This is a genomic window from Pseudomonas sp. SO81 (assembly GCF_030374125.1).
Taxonomy (GTDB): domain Bacteria; phylum Pseudomonadota; class Gammaproteobacteria; order Pseudomonadales; family Pseudomonadaceae; genus Aquipseudomonas.
Genome location: NZ_CP126126.1, coordinates 128,608 through 144,887, shown reverse-complemented (window position 1 = coordinate 144,887; position 16,280 = coordinate 128,608). Strand labels below are relative to the sequence as shown.

The window sequence follows — 16,280 nt, the reverse complement described above, 5'->3', positions numbered from 1 at the left end:
ATTACCTCGAGCTGGCCCTTTCCGTGAAACGGCCGATAACAGAATTGGCGCCTGAATGAAGCAGGCAGAAAACGGCGGGCATGCTACCAGATAGCCCCTTGCCGCGCTGCCTGGCCAACGGTTAATGGCGCAGCTTCTAGACTGGCTATTAGCTAGTAGCGATAACAAGAAACCGGAGTCGTCTTCCATGAGCAGTCTGCGCACCCTCCCCATCAGCCGCCGCCTGTGGCTGATCCTGCTGTCGTCCATCGTCATGCTGCTGGTCCTGGCCGGGCTGATGCTGCAGCAGATCCACGTCGACCTGTATAAGGCCAAGGCCCTGAAGACCCGCCACGTGGTGGAAAGCGCCATGGGCGTGCTCAAGCATTTCCAGGGCCTGGAGAGCGGCGGTCTGGCCCGGGAAGAGGCGCAGAAGCAGGCGATGGAGGTGATCCGCGGCCTGCGCTATGACCAGGACGACTACTTCTGGATCAACGACATGACCCCGGTAATGGTCATGCACCCGACCAACCCCAAGCTGGAGGGGCAGAACCTCTCCGGCCTGAAGGACCCGGACGGCAAGTTCCTGTTCAACGAGATGGTCGCCCTGGCCAAGAAAAGCGGCTCCGGCCAGGTCGACTACCGCTGGCCCAAGCCGGGCTCGGACGAGCCGGTGCCGAAGATCTCCTACGTCGAGCTGTTCCAGCCCTGGGGCTGGATTCTCGGCTCCGGCATCTATGTCGATGACGTGCAGACCGAGTTCCGCGAGCAGGCCCTGCGCGCCGTCGGCATCCTGGTGGTGATCGCCCTGCTGCTGGCGGCACTGGTCATCCTGATCGCCCGCAGCATCGCCCGGCCTTTGGACGAAGCGGTCAGCGCCATGGCCAACATCGCCAGCGGCGAGGCCGACCTGACCCGCAGCCTGGACAACCACGGCCGCGACGAGCTGACTGCCCTGGGCGGCCACTTCAACGCCTTCACCGGCAAGCTGCGCGGGGTGATCGGCGAATCGCTGCAGGCCGCCGGCAGCCTGAACCAGGCCTCGCAGTCCCTCGGCGAGATCGCCGGCAACGCCCAGCAGCACAGTCAGCAGCAGTCGCAGCAGATGGAGCTGGTGGCCACCGCGATCAACGAGGTGTCCTACGCCGTGCAGGACGTGGCGAAGAACGCCGAGCACGCCGCCAGCGAGGTGCGCCTGGCCGAGCAGCAGGCACTGCAGGGCCAGCAGAACATCGACGGCAGCCTGCGCCAGATCGACCAGCTGTCCGAGACCATTGGCCAGGCCGTAGAGGTGATGCAGAGCCTGGCCCAGGAGAGCACCCAGATCGGCAGCGTGCTGGAGGTGATCCGCTCCATCGCCGAGCAGACCAATCTGCTGGCGCTCAACGCGGCCATCGAGGCGGCGCGGGCCGGCGAGCAGGGCCGGGGTTTTGCCGTGGTGGCCGACGAAGTGCGCATGCTGGCCCAGCGCACCCAGCAGTCCACGGCGGAGATCCAGGGCATGATCGAGCGCCTGCAGGGCAACTCCGAGGCCGCGGTCAAGGTTATCAACGCCAGCAGCCAGGCCTCGCAGCAGACCGTCGAACAGGCGCGCCAGGCCGGCGAGAGCCTCAGCCAGATCGCCGCTTCGCTACGCAATCTGACGGGCTTGAATGCTTCGATCGCTAGTGCCACCCTGCAACAGTCGCATGTGGTGGACGATATCAACCACAATGTCACCCAGGCAGCCACGCTGGCGCATGAAAATGCCCTGGCGGCCGACCACTCCAGTGAGGCCAGCCGCCAGCTCGGCGAACTGGCCGGGCAGCTGAACCGTTTGTTGGGTCAATTCCGTGTATGAGGTGGCGATGAGCAGTATGGAGCACCAAGAGGTCAACCTCGGCCAGCAGCAGAACCAGGACCTGATCTGGGACCTGGACAGCATCGCTCGCCGCGAGCTGGCCGAGCGCTTCATCAAGCTGTTCGAGAACCGCCTGTGCGTATACTCCGAGTCGACCCGCCAGCTGTACACCAACTACAACCTGCACTTCCCCACCGACTACGGGCGCAAGATGGTGGTGCTGCCCAACCCCTACGCCTTCCATGACACCCTGCACGGCATCGACCCGCTGGCGGTGCGCAAGACCGGCCTCTGCGTGCTGCCCGGCGTGGTGCTGGGCAAGCCCGGCCTGCTGCTGACCACACAGATGAAGGATGGCGGCCCGGCGCCCAAGACCATGCCGTTCAAGCAGGCCCTGGCGCAGATCATCAGCAACCAGAAGAAGATCAACGACGTCTTCCTGCCGATCCTGATGAAGGGCGACCTGCGCGAATTCGACCAGAAGATGCCCTACATCCACCTGCATCGCCTGCAGGTACAGAAGCTCACCCGCCTGTCGTCCTTCGAGCGCGACGACATCCAGCAGAGCATCACCCGCAAGCTGCTGGCGCTTTACCGGCAGTCCGACAGCCTCGGCTGCTGATCCACAGACACCGGCAAATCCCGCGCGACTCAGCGCAGCTGATGCTTGTGCAGTAGCCGATAGAAGGTCGGCCTTGAGATGCCAAGCACCTTGGCCGCGTGGCTCATGTTGCCGGCATGGCGCAACAACACGTCATGCAGAGCCTGACGCTCGGCCCGGCGAATATAGTCGGCCAGACTGCTGAACAGCCCCTCCGTGCCCTCACCGGCGACCAGTCCCAGGTCCTCGGCATCGATCTGCCGCTGCTCGGTCAGCACCGTGCCGCGTCGCACCCGGGTGGCCAGCTCGCGTACGTTGCCGGGCCAATCGTGGTCCGCCAGGGCGCGGATGGCCTGGTCGCTGAAGCTGCGCGGGCGGCGGCCGACCTCCACCGCATAGCGCCGGGCGAAGTAGCCGGCCAGGCAGGAAATGTCCTCGCGCCGCTCGCGCAGCGGCGTGGTGCGCACCTGCAGCGCGCTGAGCAGGTAGTAGAGGTCTTCGCGGAAGGCGCCGCGTGCCACGGCCGCCTCCAGATCGAAGCGGCTGGTGGCCAGCACCCGCACATTCAGCGGCACCGCCTGGCCGCCCCGCTCCACCCGCATCTCCTGTAGCACGCGCAGCAGTCGCGCCTGCAGGCGCAGGGGCAGTTCGCTGACTTCGTCGAACACCAGGGTGCCGCCGTCGGCCTGCTCGATCAGTCCCGGCGTGCGCTCCCAGCCGAACAGCTCCTGCTCGTCCAGCACGCCGCTGCAGGCATAGATCAGCACCCCAGCGGCCCGCAGGGACAGGCGATGCAGGGTGCGCGCCACCAGCTCCTTGCCGCTGCCGCTCTCGCCGCGGATCAGCACCGGCGCACTCAGCGGTGCCAGCTTGGCCAGCAGATGGCGCAGTTCGGCAACGCTGCGGCTGTTGCCCAGCAGCTCGTGTTGCCCGGCATCGCCGGCGGCGACCTTGCCACGCAGACGCGCCATGCCGAAGGCGCGCCCGAGGGCCACGCCGACCCGCTCCAGGTCGAACGGCAGGGTGTGATAGTCGAAGAACCACTCGCCGATGAAATTGCCCGCATCGGGCATCTGCAGGGTTTCGGGGCTGAGCACGGCAATCCATTCGGTGCCGCTGAGGCTGATCAGACGCTTCAGGTACTGGGGGTTGTCCAGATGCTCGGGCGCCAGGCGCACCAGTCCAACGTCGCAGGCCTGGTCCTGGGCATCCGCCAGGCTGCAGCTCTGCACCTGCCAGCCGCCGGCCCGCAGTTGCGGCAGCAAGCGCTCGCATTCGACACAGGGATCGACGACCAAAAGGCGCCGGGGCGTAGCGACCTGGGTTCGCACTCTACCAATCCTTGGCGCCAATTTTTTGAAATATCCAGGTAAAACAATCGCTTGGCGCAGATAATTAAACCCTAGCAAGCGAATCGGGAGCTTCTAGGAACGTTTCTCTATAAAAACGGCAGAGAGTTGCGCACCTTTCCAAGTGTTATGGCCGCTTGCCATCGTCCCTGCGTATTGGCATAAACGTACCCAATAAAAAATCACACACGGATGTTGATGACATGCGATTGCTGCGCCGCGCCCTGATCGTCGTCCTGTTGCTCGCCCTCGCCGCCCTCGCGGTCGTCCTCTACTACATCGCCCGACCCAACCTGCCGGTGTTCGACAAGCCCGAGCAGGTCAACTACCTCGGCCAGTGGGACGAGCAGGCGCGCCAGACCTATTACTACACGCCCCAGGGCACCACGGTGAAAGGCCTGCGCTATGAGTGGTTCACCGCGCTGGAGCTGCCCTTCTCCCAGGACAAGTTCGCCAACCCCGACTACCTGGCTCGCTTCGGCTTCCTCACCGACCCGCGCCAACAAGCCAGCGCACTCAACCCAGGCAACCTGCCGGTAGGCTTCGCCCGCCACCCGGACGACGAGACCGGCATCCAGTACCTGGACATCACCTGCGCCGCTTGCCACACCGGCGAGCTGCGCTACAAGGGCCAGGCCGTGCGCATCGACGGCGGCGCCGCCCTGCATTCCCTGGCCTCCACCGTGCCCACCCTCAGGGGCGGCAGCTTCGGTCAGGCGCTGGGCATGAGCATGGCCTTCACCTACTACAACCCGATCAAGTTCAAGCGCTTCGCCAAGACGGTGCTGGGCGACAACTACGAGCGGGACAAGGGCCAGCTGCGCGACGACTTCAAGGCCGTGCTCGATCGCCTGCTCGGCACCGCGATGAACGACTGGCACCGCGGCCTCTACCCCACGGAGGAAGGCTTCGGCCGCACCGATGCCTTCGGCCGCATCGCCAACAGCGTGTTCGGCGACGCCATCGACGAGAGCAACTACCGGGTCGCCAACGCCCCGGTCAGCTACCCGCAGGTGTGGGATATCTGGAAGTTCGACTGGGTGCAGTGGAACGGCTCGGCCATGCAGCCGATGGCACGCAACATCGGTGAGGCCCTCGGCGTCGGCGCCACCCTGCACCTGTTCGACGAGAACGGCAGCAAGCTGCCGGAGAGCCAGCGCTATCCCTCCAGCGTGCGCCTGCGCGACCTCTATACCTTGGAAGAGACTCTCAAACAGCTGAAACCGCCAACCTGGCCGGAAGAGATCTTCGGCAAGGTCGACCTGGAGCTGGCCAGCCAGGGCCGCGCCCTGTTCGCCGAGAACTGCGCCTACTGCCACGCCCCCGACCCGGTGCCGCGGGACCAGCGCCTGGCGCCGGCGCGCGATCCGGAATGGCACCTGCGCATCGTGCCGACCCGCATCGTCGGCACCGACCCGACCACCGCCGACAACATCGCCGACCATCGCTTCGACATCAGCAAGCTGGGCTGGCAGAAGGCCGAGCTGGCCAAGCTCGATGTCAAGCTGTTCGGCGCCAGCCTGGACGAGGTCGACTTCGCCAGCATCTCCAGCGCCAAGGGCCTGGCCTACGTCACCGCTTACGTGGAAGACCGCGCCTACCGCGATGCCGGTATCCAGCCACGCGAACGCTGGCGCATGGACGGCTACGGCCTGGCCATCGGCGTGCAGGAGAAGCGCGGCTACAAGGCCCGCCCGCTGCACGGCATCTGGGCCACCCCGCCGTTCCTGCACAACGGCTCGGTGCCCAACCTGTTCCAGGTGCTATCGCCGGTGGTCGAGCGCGACACCCGCTTCTGGGTCGGCAACTTCGAGTACGATCCCAAGCGCGCCGGCTTCCTCACCGGCAAGTTCGACGGCGGCTTCCTGTTCGACACCAGCGTCACCGGCAACGGCAACCGCGGCCACGAGTTCCGCGACGGCTGCCGCAACGAGGGAGTGATCGGCCGCTTCCTCGAGCCGGAGGAACGCTTCGCCCTGATCGAATACCTCAAGGTGATGGGTGACGAGCGCCTGGAAAGCCAGCTCAAGCCCGCCGAGAGTCGCCCCTGGACTCCCGGCCCCAGCTGCCAGAACAACAACTAAAGGAAAGCCACCATGCTCAAACGCTTCTGGCTCTGGCTCGGTCGCCTGCTCGGCCGTCTGCTACTGACTCTCGTGGTCGTTGGCGCTCTCGGCTGGGGCCTGGGCGCCGCCTACTACGCCTGGAAGTTCTCCGGCCCAGTATCGGCCGAAGAAGAGATTCCCAAGGACGAGGCGGCCCTGACCCAGGGCATCATCGAGGATGCCATCCGCATCGTCGAACAGCACCGCGACAACACCCGTGTGCTGCGCGACGCCCACGCCAAGGCCCACGGCTGCGTGAAGGCGCAGTTCACCGTGCTGCCGAGCCTCGACCAGAGCCTGCGCCACGGCGTGCTGGCCGAACCGGGCAAGACCTGGCAGGCCTGGATGCGCCTGTCCAACGGCAACGCCTACCCGCAGTTCGACAGCGCCCGCGACGCCCGCGGCATGGCGATCAAGCTGCTCGACGTGCCCGGCGACAAGCTGCTGAGCAGCAAGGCCACGACCGGCAACCAGGACTTCGTGATGTTCAACCATCCGGTTTTCTTCGTGCGCGATGTGGCCGAGTACAAGCAGAACTTCGCCGCCCAGGCCAACGGCCAGAAGATCCAGGCGTTCTTCCCCACCCTCGACCCGCGCACCTGGGAGATCCGCCATCTGATCATCGCCCTGAAGACCCTGGCGCCGGCACCGGACAGCCCGGTGGCCGCCACCTACAACTCCATCGCGCCGTTCAAGCTCGGCCCGCACAACATCAAGTACCGGGTGATCCCCGATCCTGCGAGCTGCCCCGCCTATGAGCTGCCGGAGCAGAACACCGACCTGCCCAACTTCCTGCGCAACGCCCTGTACCAGCAGCTGTCGCTGGACCGGGTACCGGCCTGCTTCGCCCTGCAGGTGCAGCGGCAGAACGCCAACTACTACATGCCCATCGAGGACACCAGCGTGGAGTGGAGCGAGGACATCTCGCCGTTCGAGACGGTGGCGACGATCAAGGTGCCGGCCCAGGACTTCGACAGCCGCGACAAGAACCTCGCCTGCGACAACCTCTCCTTCAACCCCTGGCACGCGCTGCCCGAGCATCGCCCCATCGGCGGCATCAACCGCCTGCGCAAGGCAGTGTACGAGGCCGTCAGCGTGTACCGCCACCAGCGCAACGACGCCCAGCAGGCACACTGATCAACGGGGCGCGCCGCGCGTCCGGCGCGGCCCCATGACCAGCCAGTTGAACAGCCCGAGCAGCGGGAACAGCACCAGCAGCGCCAGCCACAGCAGCTTCTGCGGGCGCCGGCTGGCGCTGCCCTGCACATGCCACATGGCCCAGATCGTCAGCAGCAGATAGAGCAGAGCCGGCACGCCGTAGAAGAGCCAGTCCGGCAGGCGCATCAGGGGTTCGAACATCGGCAATCTCCCGGCAGCGGTTCCCTGTTAGGGTCGCGCCGCCGGGCCGTGGTTCAACCCAAACGGTCGAGGTCGATCACCGCGAAGCTGGCCACCGTGTCGTGGCCCGCCAGCCAGCCGCCATCACGAGCCAGGCCGACCGTCTGCATGCCCGCCTGCTGGGCGGCGTCCAGCTCCTGGACGATATCCGAGAGGAACAGGATTTCCTCGCCCGGCAGGCCGATGGCCGAGGCGATGCTGCGGTAGGACTCGGCCTCGCGCTTGGGGCCGCTGGTGGTGTCGAAGTAGCCGCTGAACAGCCCGCTCAGGTCGCCGGCCTCGGAGCAGCCGAAGATCAGTTTCTGCGCCTGCACCGAACCGGAGGAATACACGTACAGGGCATAGCCCTCCTCGTGCCAGCGTTTGAGCGCCTCCACCGCATCCGGGTAGACGTGGCCCTTGAGCTGCCCGGCCGCATAGCCCTGCTGCCAGATCATGCCCTGCAGCGCCTTGAGCGGCGTGGCCTTGCGGTCCTCGGCGATCCATTGCAGGAGGATCTCGATGACCCGGATCAGGTCCGCCTCGGTCTCGCCGCTCTGCGCGCGCACGGCGTCCAGCTGCAGCGCCACCTCGGCCTCGCCGGCATGCTCGATGACGAACTGTGGCAGATGCTCGGCGGCAAAGGGAAACAGCACGTCATAGACGAAGCTCACCGCGCTGGTGGTGCCTTCGATATCGGTGAGGATGGCTCTGATCGGCATGGTTTCAGTCTTCCAGGCGCGGGAAGCGGCCGGCGATATCGTCGCCGGTGAAGTTGGCCACCCAGCCTTCCGGGTTGTTGAACAGGCGGATGGCCACGAAGTGCGGGAACTCGCCCATGTCGAACCAGTGGCGAGTGCCGGCCGGTACCGAGATCAGGTCGTTCTTCTCACAGAGCACGGCGTACACATAGTCGTCGATATGCAGGGTGAACAGGCCGCGCCCGGCGACGAAGAAACGCACCTCGTCCTCGCCATGGCGATGCTCGTCGAGGAACTTGGCGCGCAGCTCGTCCTTCTGCGGGTGGTCCTTGTTCAGGCTGACCACGTCGACGGTGACGTAGCCGCGTTCGCTCATCAGCTTGTCGATCTGCGGGCGGTAGGCGGCGATCACCTCGTCCTGGCCGGCGCCGGGCTGGATCGGCGCACTGGCCTGCCAGCGCTCGAAGTGCACGCCGACCTCGGCGAGCGTGGCGGCGATGTCCTCGAGGTGGGTCAGCACCTTGTTCGGTACGTCGGGGCTGGATTGGTGATAGACGGTCAGGCTGCTCATCGGCGGCGTCCTCGCGGGTGGGTCGCTCAGCTCGTGCTGTGGCTGGATTCTTATGTGCAGGGTACGCCGGGCGTACCCCGGGTATTCAACGTTGCAGCGCGCGCACCTTGAGCTCGCACTCGAAGAGGAACTCGAAGGCCTCGACCTGGCGCAGGCAGTCGGCCATGGTCGCGCCCCAGGTGTACAGGCCGTGGCCGCGGATCAGGTAGCCGACGCAGTCCGGATGTTCATCCAGCCAGGGCTGAACCTGGGAGGCCAGGCGGGCGATGTCCTGGTCGTTGTCGAAGATCGGCACCAGCACCTGGCACTCGTGAGTGCTGACACCGCTGAAGGCCTTCTGCAGCTCGTAGTCGGCGAACACCAGAGAATCGGCCAGGGTCAGGCGCGACAGCACGGTGGCATTGACCGAATGGGTGTGCAGCACGGCGCCGATCTCCGGGTTCCAGCGGTACAGCTGGGTGTGCAGCAGGGTCTCGGCCGAGGGCTTCTTGCCTGGCTCCAGACTGTTGCCGTCGAGGTCGGTGGCCAGCACGTCGTTCTCGCCCAGCTCGCCCTTGTGCTTGCCAGAGACGGTCAGCAGCGCCTGGTCGGCCGCCAGGCGCGCCGAGTAGTTGCTGCTGGTGGCCGGCGACCAGCCGCGGCCGTACAGGAAGCGCCCGGCCTCGATGATCTGGCGGGTCAGTTGTTCACGGTTCATGCCCGCTCCTCATGCAAACGGATGGCAATGATAAAGGCCGCAGCCAGGGCGACCAAGCTGGCGATGGCGAAGGTCCAGCTCGGGCCGAGACCGACCCAGCTGTAGCCGGCGTACAATGCGCCCAGAGCGCCACCGGTGCCGGCCAGTGCCGCGTACAGCGCCTGGCCCTGGCCCTGCTGGTTGGGCCCGAAGCTGCGCTGGACGAAATGGATGGCGGCGGCATGGAAGCTGCCGAAAGTGGCGGCGTGCAGCAACTGGGCGAACAGCAGCACACCCAGGTGATCGGCCAGGTTGCCCAGCAGCAGCCAGCGCAGCGCCGCCAGCAGGAAGCTGATCGCCAGCACCCAGCGCACCGAGAAGCGATTGAGGATGCGCGCCATGAACAGGAACAGCACGATCTCCGCCACCACGCCCAGCGCCCACATCTGGCCTATGAAACCGCGCTCGTAGCCGAGGCTCTCCAGGTGCAGGGTCAGGAAGGTGTAGTACGGCCCGTGCGACAACTGCATCAGGCCCACACACAGGAAGAACGCCGGCACGCCCGGGCGCAGCAGCTGAGCCAGGAAACCGCCCTCGCCGCCCTGCCCGGCCCGTGGCTGCGGCACCGCATTGGGCACCCACAGGGTGCCGACCAGAATGCCGGCGAGGATCAGCACCACCATGGCCGGGAACAGCGCCGGGCTGGAATGCTCGAACAGCCAGCCGAGGCCGATCACCGCGACGATGAAGCCGATCGAGCCCCACAGGCGGATCTGCGAGTAGCGCGCGGTCTGCTCCTGCAGGTGGGCCAGGGTGATCACCTCGAACTGCGGCAGCACCGCGTGCCAAAAGAAGGCGTGCAGCGCCATGACCAGGGCCAGCCAGGCGAAGCTCTGGTCGACGAAGATCAGGGCGAAGCTGAGCAGCGTGCACAGCGCGCCGAAGCGCACGATGCGCAGGCGCTGGCCGCTGCGGTCGCCGAGCCAGCCCCACAGGTTGGGCGCCAGGCAGCGCATCAGCATGGGGATGGCCACCAGCTCGCCGATGCGCGCCGGCGAAAAACCCAGGTGTTGGAAGTACAACGGCAGAAAGGGCGCCGAGGCGCCCAGCATGGAGAAGTAGAAGAAGTAGAACGCGGACAGCCGCCAGTACGGCAGCAGCTGCGCCGTCACAGCTGCGGCAGTACCGGAGTGTTGACCTGCACGCCGGCGTTCTGCGCGCGGTGGCGCAGCAGGTGGTCGAGCAGCACGATGGCCATCATCGCCTCCGCGATCGGCGTGGCGCGGATGCCCACGCAGGGGTCGTGGCGACCCTTGGTGATCACTTCCACCGGGTTGCCATCGACGTCGATGGAGCGGCCCGGGGTGGTGATGCTGGAGGTCGGCTTGAGCGCCAGATGGGCGACGATCGGCTGGCCGCTGGATATGCCGCCGAGGATGCCGCCGGCGTTGTTGCTGAGGAAGCCTTCCGGCGTCAGCTCGTCGCGGTGCTCGGTGCCGCGCTGGGCGACGCAGGCGAAGCCGGCGCCGATTTCCACGCCCTTGACCGCGTTGATGCTCATCAGCGCGTGGGCCAGGTCGGCATCCAGGCGATCGAAGATCGGCTCGCCGAGGCCCGGCATCACGCCTTCGGCGATCACGGTGATCTTGGCGCCCACGGAGTCCTGGTCACGACGCAGCTGGTCCATGTAGGCCTCCAGCTCCGGTACCTTGTCCGGGTCGGGGCTGAAGAAGGCGTTCTGCTCGACGCTGTCCCAGGTCTTGAACGGAATCTCGATCGGGCCGAGCTGGCTCATGTAGCCACGCACCTGGATGCCCAGGCCGGCCAGCACCTTCTTGGCCACGGCGCCGGCGGCGACGCGCATGGCGGTTTCGCGTGCCGAACTGCGGCCGCCGCCACGGTAGTCGCGGATGCCGTACTTGTGGTGGTAGGTGTAGTCGGCGTGGGCCGGGCGGAACAGGTCCTTGATCGCCGAGTAGTCCTTGGACTTCTGGTCGGTGTTGCGGATCAGTAGGCCGATCGGGCAACCAGTGGTCTTGCCCTCGAACACCCCGGAAAGGATTTCGACTTCATCGTCTTCCTGGCGCTGGGTGGTGTGGCGGCTGGTGCCCGGCTTGCGGCGGTCGAGGTCGCGCTGCAGGTCTTCCAGAGACAGCTCGATGCCCGGCGGGCAACCGTCGACGATGGCGACCAGGGCCGGGCCATGGCTCTCGCCAGCGGTGGTGACGGTGAACAGCTTGCCGTAGGTGTTGCCGGACATGCAGGGCGCTCCGCGAAATCTGCCTCGAACAAAGGTCGGCGAGTATACCCCCGGCGCCCGGTCAGTTCACCTGCGAAACGGCCGTGATCCGGGCAAATGGCAGTTGGCCAGCCTGCAGTTGCGCCGAAAGTTGCCGATAATGCCTGTACGCATGCCCAAGGACGCCGCGATGAGCGATACCAACGCCCAGCAACCCGAAGAACAGGCCGAACAGACTCCGCAACCCCATCCCTGGGAAGGGCTGGAGGCGGAGCATTTCCAGTTGCTGCGCCTGGCGCCACTGCCGACCGACCGCAGCACGGGCCTGCGCCCCCTGCGTTTCGTGCGGTTCGGCCGCGCCGAGCGTCATAACAACGAGCAGAGCCTGCTACGCCTGTCGGTGGATATTCCCGGCCAGCGCCTGCGTCGCGAGCAGAACCTGCTGGAGGTGTGGGTCGACCACCGTAGCCGCGAAGTGCGCTTCGGCGCCGACAAGGGCCTGCAGATCGAGCCGCAGAACCGTGGCCTGGGGCGCTTCCTGCTGGCCCAGGGCATCGTCTGGGCACGCCAGCGCTGGGGCAGCTACACGGTCGAGGGCGGCGCCCTGGCGGTGAAGGACGTGCTCAGCGAGGACGCCCGCCTGCGCCGCGACCATTTCCTGCGCGTCCAGGGTTTCGAGGTGAGCTACCAGGACCTGGCACAGGTCAAGGCCAGCTACGCCGCCAGCCGGGTCAGCGTGCTCAACCCGGAGTGGAATCAGGAGCGGGTGCAGATCATCGACCTGCTCGACTGCGGCGCCATGCTGCAGCAGGCCGACCACAACCTGCACGAGCAGCAGGTGAAGATCAGCAAGCTGGAACGGCGCATCGACGTGTTCAAGCGCGAAGACAGCGGCCTGCGTTTCACCATCGCCTGCCTGGTAGCGCTGGCGCTGTTCCAGGCCGGCCTGCTGATCTGGATCGCCACCCGCTAAGCCGCGGAGATTTGGGCGCATCTTAGGGCGGCCTCGCTCGCGAAGCGAGCAGCCCGCCAGAGGCTACTCGATGGCCCGCATTCTGTAGCCCGGATGCATCCGGGCTACCTAGCTACCACTGGCAGTCCCACCCTAGCCTCAGCCCTTGGCCCGCGAGCGAAACAGCTTCTGGTACTCGCGGCACTGGGCGGCGGCCAGCAGGAACACGCCGTGACCGCCCTGCTCGAACTCCAGCCAGGTGAAGTCGATCTCCGGGTACAGCGCCTCGACGTGCACTTGGCTGTTGCCCACCTCGACTATCAACAGGCCCTTCTCGGTCAGGTGGTCGGCGGCCTCGGCCAGCATGCGTCGCACCAGGTCCAGACCGTCGTCGCCGCAGGCCAGGCCCAGCTCCGGCTCATGCTGGTATTCGGCCGGCATATCGGCAAAGTCCTCGGCATCCACGTAGGGCGGGTTGGACACGATCAGGTCGAAGCGCTGCCCCGGCAGCCCGGCGAAGCCGTCGCCCTGCACGGTGTAGACCCGCTCTTCCAGCTCGTGCCGCTCGATATTGTGGTTGGCCACTTCCAGTGCATCGAAGGACAGATCGCCCAGCACCACCTCGGCCTCGGGGAAGGCGTAGGCGCAGGCGATACCGATGCAGCCAGAGCCGGTGCACAGGTCGAGGATGCGTGCCGGCGTGGCGGGCAGCCAGGGCGCGAACTGGTTGGAGATCAGCTCGGCGATGGGCGAGCGCGGCACCAGCACGCGCTCGTCGACTAGGAACGGCAGGCCGCAGAACCAGGCTTCACCCAGCAGGTAGGCGGTGGGTACACGCTCCTCGACGCGCCGGCGAATCAGCTCCAGCAGATGCTGTTGCTCGTCTTCCTCCAGCCGGCAATCCAGGTAGCTATCGGCGATCTCGAATGGCAGATGCAGGGCGCCCAGCACCAGTTGGCGGGCATCGTCCCAGGCATTGTCGGTGCCGTGGCCGAAGAACAGCCCGGCCTCATGGAAGCGGCTGACGGCCCAGCGGATATGGTCGCGCACGGTGCGCAGGCGGGATGGAGACACGGTTCTGACCTCGAAAAGCGGTGCGCGATTCTAACAGGCTGTGACAAAACTGCCCCGCCCGGCGCAAGGCCAGACAAAGCGCGCCTTGGGACACCTCACCAGGCCATCCGTGCGCCCTCGACGCGCACTAGAGGTTCACAGATTGCGCTGGCGAGCAGAGAATAGACACATCGCCGCCACAGGAGCCCTCCCATGTCCGATCCGAAAACCCTGTTCCAACTGCTCGGACGCGGTTATGCCCCGGCCATTCTGGGTAAGGCCACCCTGCTGGTGATCGACGCTCAGGAGGAGTACCGCAGCGGCACCCTGCAACTGCCGGACGTGGAGTCCGCCATCGCGGAAATCGCCACCCTGCTCGGTGCCGCCCGCAACCTCGGCGCGCCGGTGCTGCATGTGCGCCATCTGGGTATTCCCGGCGGCCTGCTCGACCCGCAAGGCCCGCGCGGCCGCTTCATCGAGGGCCTGGCGCCACAGTTCGGCGAACCGGTGGTGGAGAAACGCCTGCCCAATGCCTTTGCCGGTACCGACCTGCACGAGCGTCTGCAGCAGCTCGGCCACCTCGACCTGATCATCTGCGGTTTCATGACCCACTCCAGCGTCAGTACCACCGTGCGCGCCGCGAAGGACTATGGTTACCGCTGCACCTTGGTGGACGCCGCCTGCGCCACCCGCGACCTGCCCTACGACGGTGAGCTGATTCCGGCGCGCGCCCTGCACCGCATGACTCTGGCGGCCCTGGCCGACAACTATGCGATGGTGGTACCGCAAGCCCGCGCACTGATCTGACCGGGCAGAACGACTTCTCGACCGGAACCCAGGCGGGCAAGGCCGGTCATAGCGCCGATACTCCAGAGGAAATCGGGATGAAGTTGTCTGAAGATGGATTCGATGCCCGCCGCCTGCGTCCCCGCGGCACATCCGGCTGGCGCTGGCGTTGCCTCGCCGCGCTGGCCGCCCTGTTCGCCGCCTTCGGCGTGATGCTGAGCATGGCCGGCGCGGCCACCCTGCTCGGCCGCCCCCCGGCCCTCGGCCCGTTGAACGACAGCATCGGCGCAGCCATCGTTCTGCTGCTGTTCGGCCTGTTCCTGCTGTGGGGCGGCATCAATGTCTGGCGCCGCTGCCGCCGACGCATGCGCCGCAGCCACGGCGACGAGCTGAGCCTGTCGCCGCGCCTGCTGAAAAAGCGCGGCTGAAGCCGGTAAACTGGCCTCATCCGTGGAGGCCTTTCATGCAAGACGACGATTTTTCCCTGTTCCAGTCCGCCGTGCGCGGGGTCAAGCCGATCAGCCATGACCGCGCCGACACCGGCAAGCCCAAGGCCGACCGCCAGCGCATCAGCGCCCTGCGCCAGGCGGCGACGGTGAAGACTGACCAGGTCAAGGTGGACGGCCTGTCCGACCAGTTCGTCATCGATGTCGGCGCCGAGGACGAGCTCTACTGGGCGCGCGATGGCGTGCAGGACGGTCAGATGCGCAAGCTCAAGGCCGGCCAGGTGTCCTTCGAAGGCAGCCTGGACCTGCACGGCATGAGCGTGGAGCGAGCGCGCGAGACCCTGTGGAGCTTCTTCGACGAGGCCGCGCGCATGGAAGTGCGCTGCGTGCGCATTACCCATGGCAAGGCCGCGCGCACCGACGGCAAGCGGCCGATGATCAAGAGTCACGTCAACACCTGGCTGCGCCAGCACCCGCAGGTGCTGGGCTTCACCTCCTGCATCGCCAAGCACGGCGGCACCGGCGCGGTGTATGTGCTGCTCAAGCGCACCATGCTCGACGGCCGCGACGAAGACTAGGCGGTAAAGCGCGGCGCATGGTCCTCCAGCTCCACCCGCAGGCCGTTCACCACGAAGGACACCGCGTGGTAGAAGCCGACCAGCAACAGACACTCGATCAGTTGTGCATCGCTGAAGTGCGTACCCAGCCGTTGCCAGAGTTCATCGCCGACCGTGGAACTGGTGTGCAGGCTGTCCGCCAGCTCCAACAGGGCCTGGTCCGCCAGGCTCCACAGGGCCGGATTGATGCGCCCGCTGCAGGTATCGGCGATCTGTTCGGCGCTGAAGCCGGCCTTGCCGGCGAAGCCCGCCACATGCACACCCCACTCGTACTCCGCCCCGCACAGCGCGGTGGCGCGCAGAATCAACAGTTCGCGCTCGCGCAGTTCGATGCTGCCACGGTCCAGCAGGCCGCCGGCGAGCATGCGCTGTAGTGCCCGAGGATTGTGGGCCATGCTGCGGAACAGCTTGAGCGGTGGCATGCCGGGGGGCATGACCCGGTCGAAGGCGGCCTGGATGTCGGGGCCGTAGGGATGGTTCAGGGGTTGTACGCGAGGCTGGTGCATAGAGTGGGCTCCTGTCATGCTACGAAATAAGTAGCAAGCAGAACCTATCACCGCTACTAAAAACGAAGCAAGGAGTTTGCATGAGCTTTCCCCAACCCGGCGATCCGGTCCGCGGCTCGGCCAGCGGCAAGCCGATCATGGCGCTGCTCGACCTGCTCGGCCGGCGCTGGACCCTGCGTGTGCTGTGGGAACTGCATCAGACGCCCGCCAGCTTCCGCGAGCTGCAGGCACGCTGCGAAGGCGTATCGCCGTCGGTGCTGAATACCCGACTGGGCGAGCTGCGCGAAGCCCAGCTGCTGGAGAACGGCGAGCGCGGCTACCAGCTTTCCGCCCTCGGCCTGGAGTTGGTGCAGCGCTGCCTGCCGCTGGCGGTATGGGCCGAAGACTGGGCCGCGCAACTGCCAGCACGGCCGAAAAAGTAGCTCAATGTGGCGCACTCCGCCCTTGCCAGCGCACTTGCTGCGCCCTACCCTGCGCCCCTG

Annotated in this window: 18 protein-coding genes; 9 read left to right on the top strand and 9 right to left on the bottom strand. The window is 66.5% G+C overall.

Annotated features, from left to right (window positions below; translation table 11 throughout):
• The first annotated feature begins 187 nt into the window (after positions 1-187).
• On the top strand, positions 188-1,819 hold the full coding sequence (locus OH686_RS00715; protein ID WP_289535720.1) for a methyl-accepting chemotaxis protein: 1,632 nt from the start codon (positions 188-190) through the stop codon (positions 1,817-1,819).
• 7 nt (positions 1,820-1,826) lie between these two features.
• Positions 1,827-2,441, top strand: coding sequence for a hypothetical protein (locus OH686_RS00710; RefSeq protein WP_137973276.1), 615 nt, complete (start codon positions 1,827-1,829; stop codon positions 2,439-2,441).
• A 29-nt stretch (positions 2,442-2,470) separates the two neighbouring features.
• Here OH686_RS00710 and OH686_RS00705 read toward each other — a convergent pair whose 3' ends face one another.
• Positions 2,471-3,751, bottom strand: coding sequence for a sigma-54-dependent transcriptional regulator (locus OH686_RS00705; RefSeq protein ID WP_289535719.1), 1,281 nt, complete (start codon positions 3,749-3,751; stop codon positions 2,471-2,473).
• 221 nt (positions 3,752-3,972) lie between these two features.
• Between OH686_RS00705 and OH686_RS00700 the strand changes: the two genes are divergently transcribed.
• Entirely contained in the window at positions 3,973-5,853 is a 1,881-nt protein-coding gene (locus OH686_RS00700) for a di-heme-cytochrome C peroxidase (RefSeq protein WP_289535716.1), read from the top strand.
• 12 nt (positions 5,854-5,865) lie between these two features.
• Entirely contained in the window at positions 5,866-7,011 is a 1,146-nt protein-coding gene (locus tag OH686_RS00695; RefSeq protein WP_289535714.1) for a catalase family protein, read from the top strand.
• Here the strand turns inward: OH686_RS00695 and OH686_RS00690 are convergent, their stop codons facing one another.
• From OH686_RS00690 to aroC, 6 genes are all read right to left on the bottom strand, one after another.
• Positions 7,012-7,233 carry a PLDc N-terminal domain-containing protein gene (locus OH686_RS00690; RefSeq protein WP_289535712.1) on the bottom strand — a complete coding sequence of 74 codons (222 nt, stop codon included), beginning with the start codon at positions 7,231-7,233 and terminating at the stop codon, positions 7,012-7,014.
• Between the two features lie 53 nt (positions 7,234-7,286).
• Complete coding sequence (gene mtnC / locus OH686_RS00685; RefSeq protein WP_289535710.1) at positions 7,287-7,973, bottom strand: acireductone synthase; 687 nt, start codon at positions 7,971-7,973, stop codon at positions 7,287-7,289.
• Between the two features lie 4 nt (positions 7,974-7,977).
• The gene (locus tag OH686_RS00680; protein ID WP_289535709.1) at positions 7,978-8,523 is read right to left on the bottom strand and encodes a 1,2-dihydroxy-3-keto-5-methylthiopentene dioxygenase; all 546 of its coding nucleotides are present in this window, start codon (positions 8,521-8,523) and stop codon (positions 7,978-7,980) included.
• An 85-nt stretch (positions 8,524-8,608) separates the two neighbouring features.
• On the bottom strand, positions 8,609-9,220 hold the full coding sequence (locus tag OH686_RS00675; protein ID WP_289535707.1) for a methylthioribulose 1-phosphate dehydratase: 612 nt from the start codon (positions 9,218-9,220) through the stop codon (positions 8,609-8,611).
• Complete coding sequence (locus OH686_RS00670; RefSeq protein ID WP_289535705.1) at positions 9,217-10,371, bottom strand: MFS transporter; 1,155 nt, start codon at positions 10,369-10,371, stop codon at positions 9,217-9,219. Before OH686_RS00670 ends, OH686_RS00675 begins: the two co-directional genes overlap by 4 nt.
• Positions 10,368-11,459, bottom strand: a complete 1,092-nt coding sequence (gene aroC, locus OH686_RS00665) for a chorismate synthase (RefSeq protein WP_289535704.1) — start codon at positions 11,457-11,459, stop codon at positions 10,368-10,370. The genes OH686_RS00670 and aroC overlap by 4 nt, the downstream gene beginning before the upstream one ends.
• 169 nt (positions 11,460-11,628) lie before the next feature.
• Between aroC and OH686_RS00660 the strand changes: the two genes are divergently transcribed.
• Entirely contained in the window at positions 11,629-12,411 is a 783-nt protein-coding gene (locus OH686_RS00660) for a hypothetical protein (protein ID WP_289535702.1), read from the top strand.
• A gap of 138 nt (positions 12,412-12,549) precedes the next feature.
• Here the strand turns inward: OH686_RS00660 and prmB are convergent, their stop codons facing one another.
• On the bottom strand, positions 12,550-13,464 hold the full coding sequence (gene prmB / locus OH686_RS00655; protein WP_289535700.1) for a 50S ribosomal protein L3 N(5)-glutamine methyltransferase: 915 nt from the start codon (positions 13,462-13,464) through the stop codon (positions 12,550-12,552).
• Positions 13,465-13,656: 192 nt separating this feature from the next.
• Here prmB and OH686_RS00650 point away from each other — a divergent pair, with 192 nt between their 5' ends.
• The 3 genes from OH686_RS00650 (at position 13,657) to OH686_RS00640 (ending at position 15,253) form a co-directional block, all read left to right on the top strand.
• Positions 13,657-14,250, top strand: a complete 594-nt coding sequence (locus tag OH686_RS00650) for a cysteine hydrolase family protein (protein WP_289535698.1) — start codon at positions 13,657-13,659, stop codon at positions 14,248-14,250.
• Between the two features lie 77 nt (positions 14,251-14,327).
• Positions 14,328-14,657, top strand: a complete 330-nt coding sequence (locus OH686_RS00645) for a hypothetical protein (protein WP_137973288.1) — start codon at positions 14,328-14,330, stop codon at positions 14,655-14,657.
• Between the two features lie 35 nt (positions 14,658-14,692).
• Positions 14,693-15,253, top strand: a complete 561-nt coding sequence (locus OH686_RS00640; protein WP_289535696.1) for a Smr/MutS family protein — start codon at positions 14,693-14,695, stop codon at positions 15,251-15,253.
• Here OH686_RS00640 and OH686_RS00635 read toward each other — a convergent pair.
• Complete coding sequence (locus OH686_RS00635; RefSeq protein WP_289535695.1) at positions 15,250-15,798, bottom strand: carboxymuconolactone decarboxylase family protein; 549 nt, start codon at positions 15,796-15,798, stop codon at positions 15,250-15,252. The genes OH686_RS00640 and OH686_RS00635 overlap by 4 nt on opposite strands.
• An 80-nt stretch (positions 15,799-15,878) precedes the next feature.
• Here OH686_RS00635 and OH686_RS00630 point away from each other — a divergent pair, with 80 nt between their 5' ends.
• Positions 15,879-16,220, top strand: coding sequence for a winged helix-turn-helix transcriptional regulator (locus OH686_RS00630; protein WP_289535694.1), 342 nt, complete (start codon positions 15,879-15,881; stop codon positions 16,218-16,220).
• The last annotated feature ends 60 nt before the right edge of the window (positions 16,221-16,280 follow it).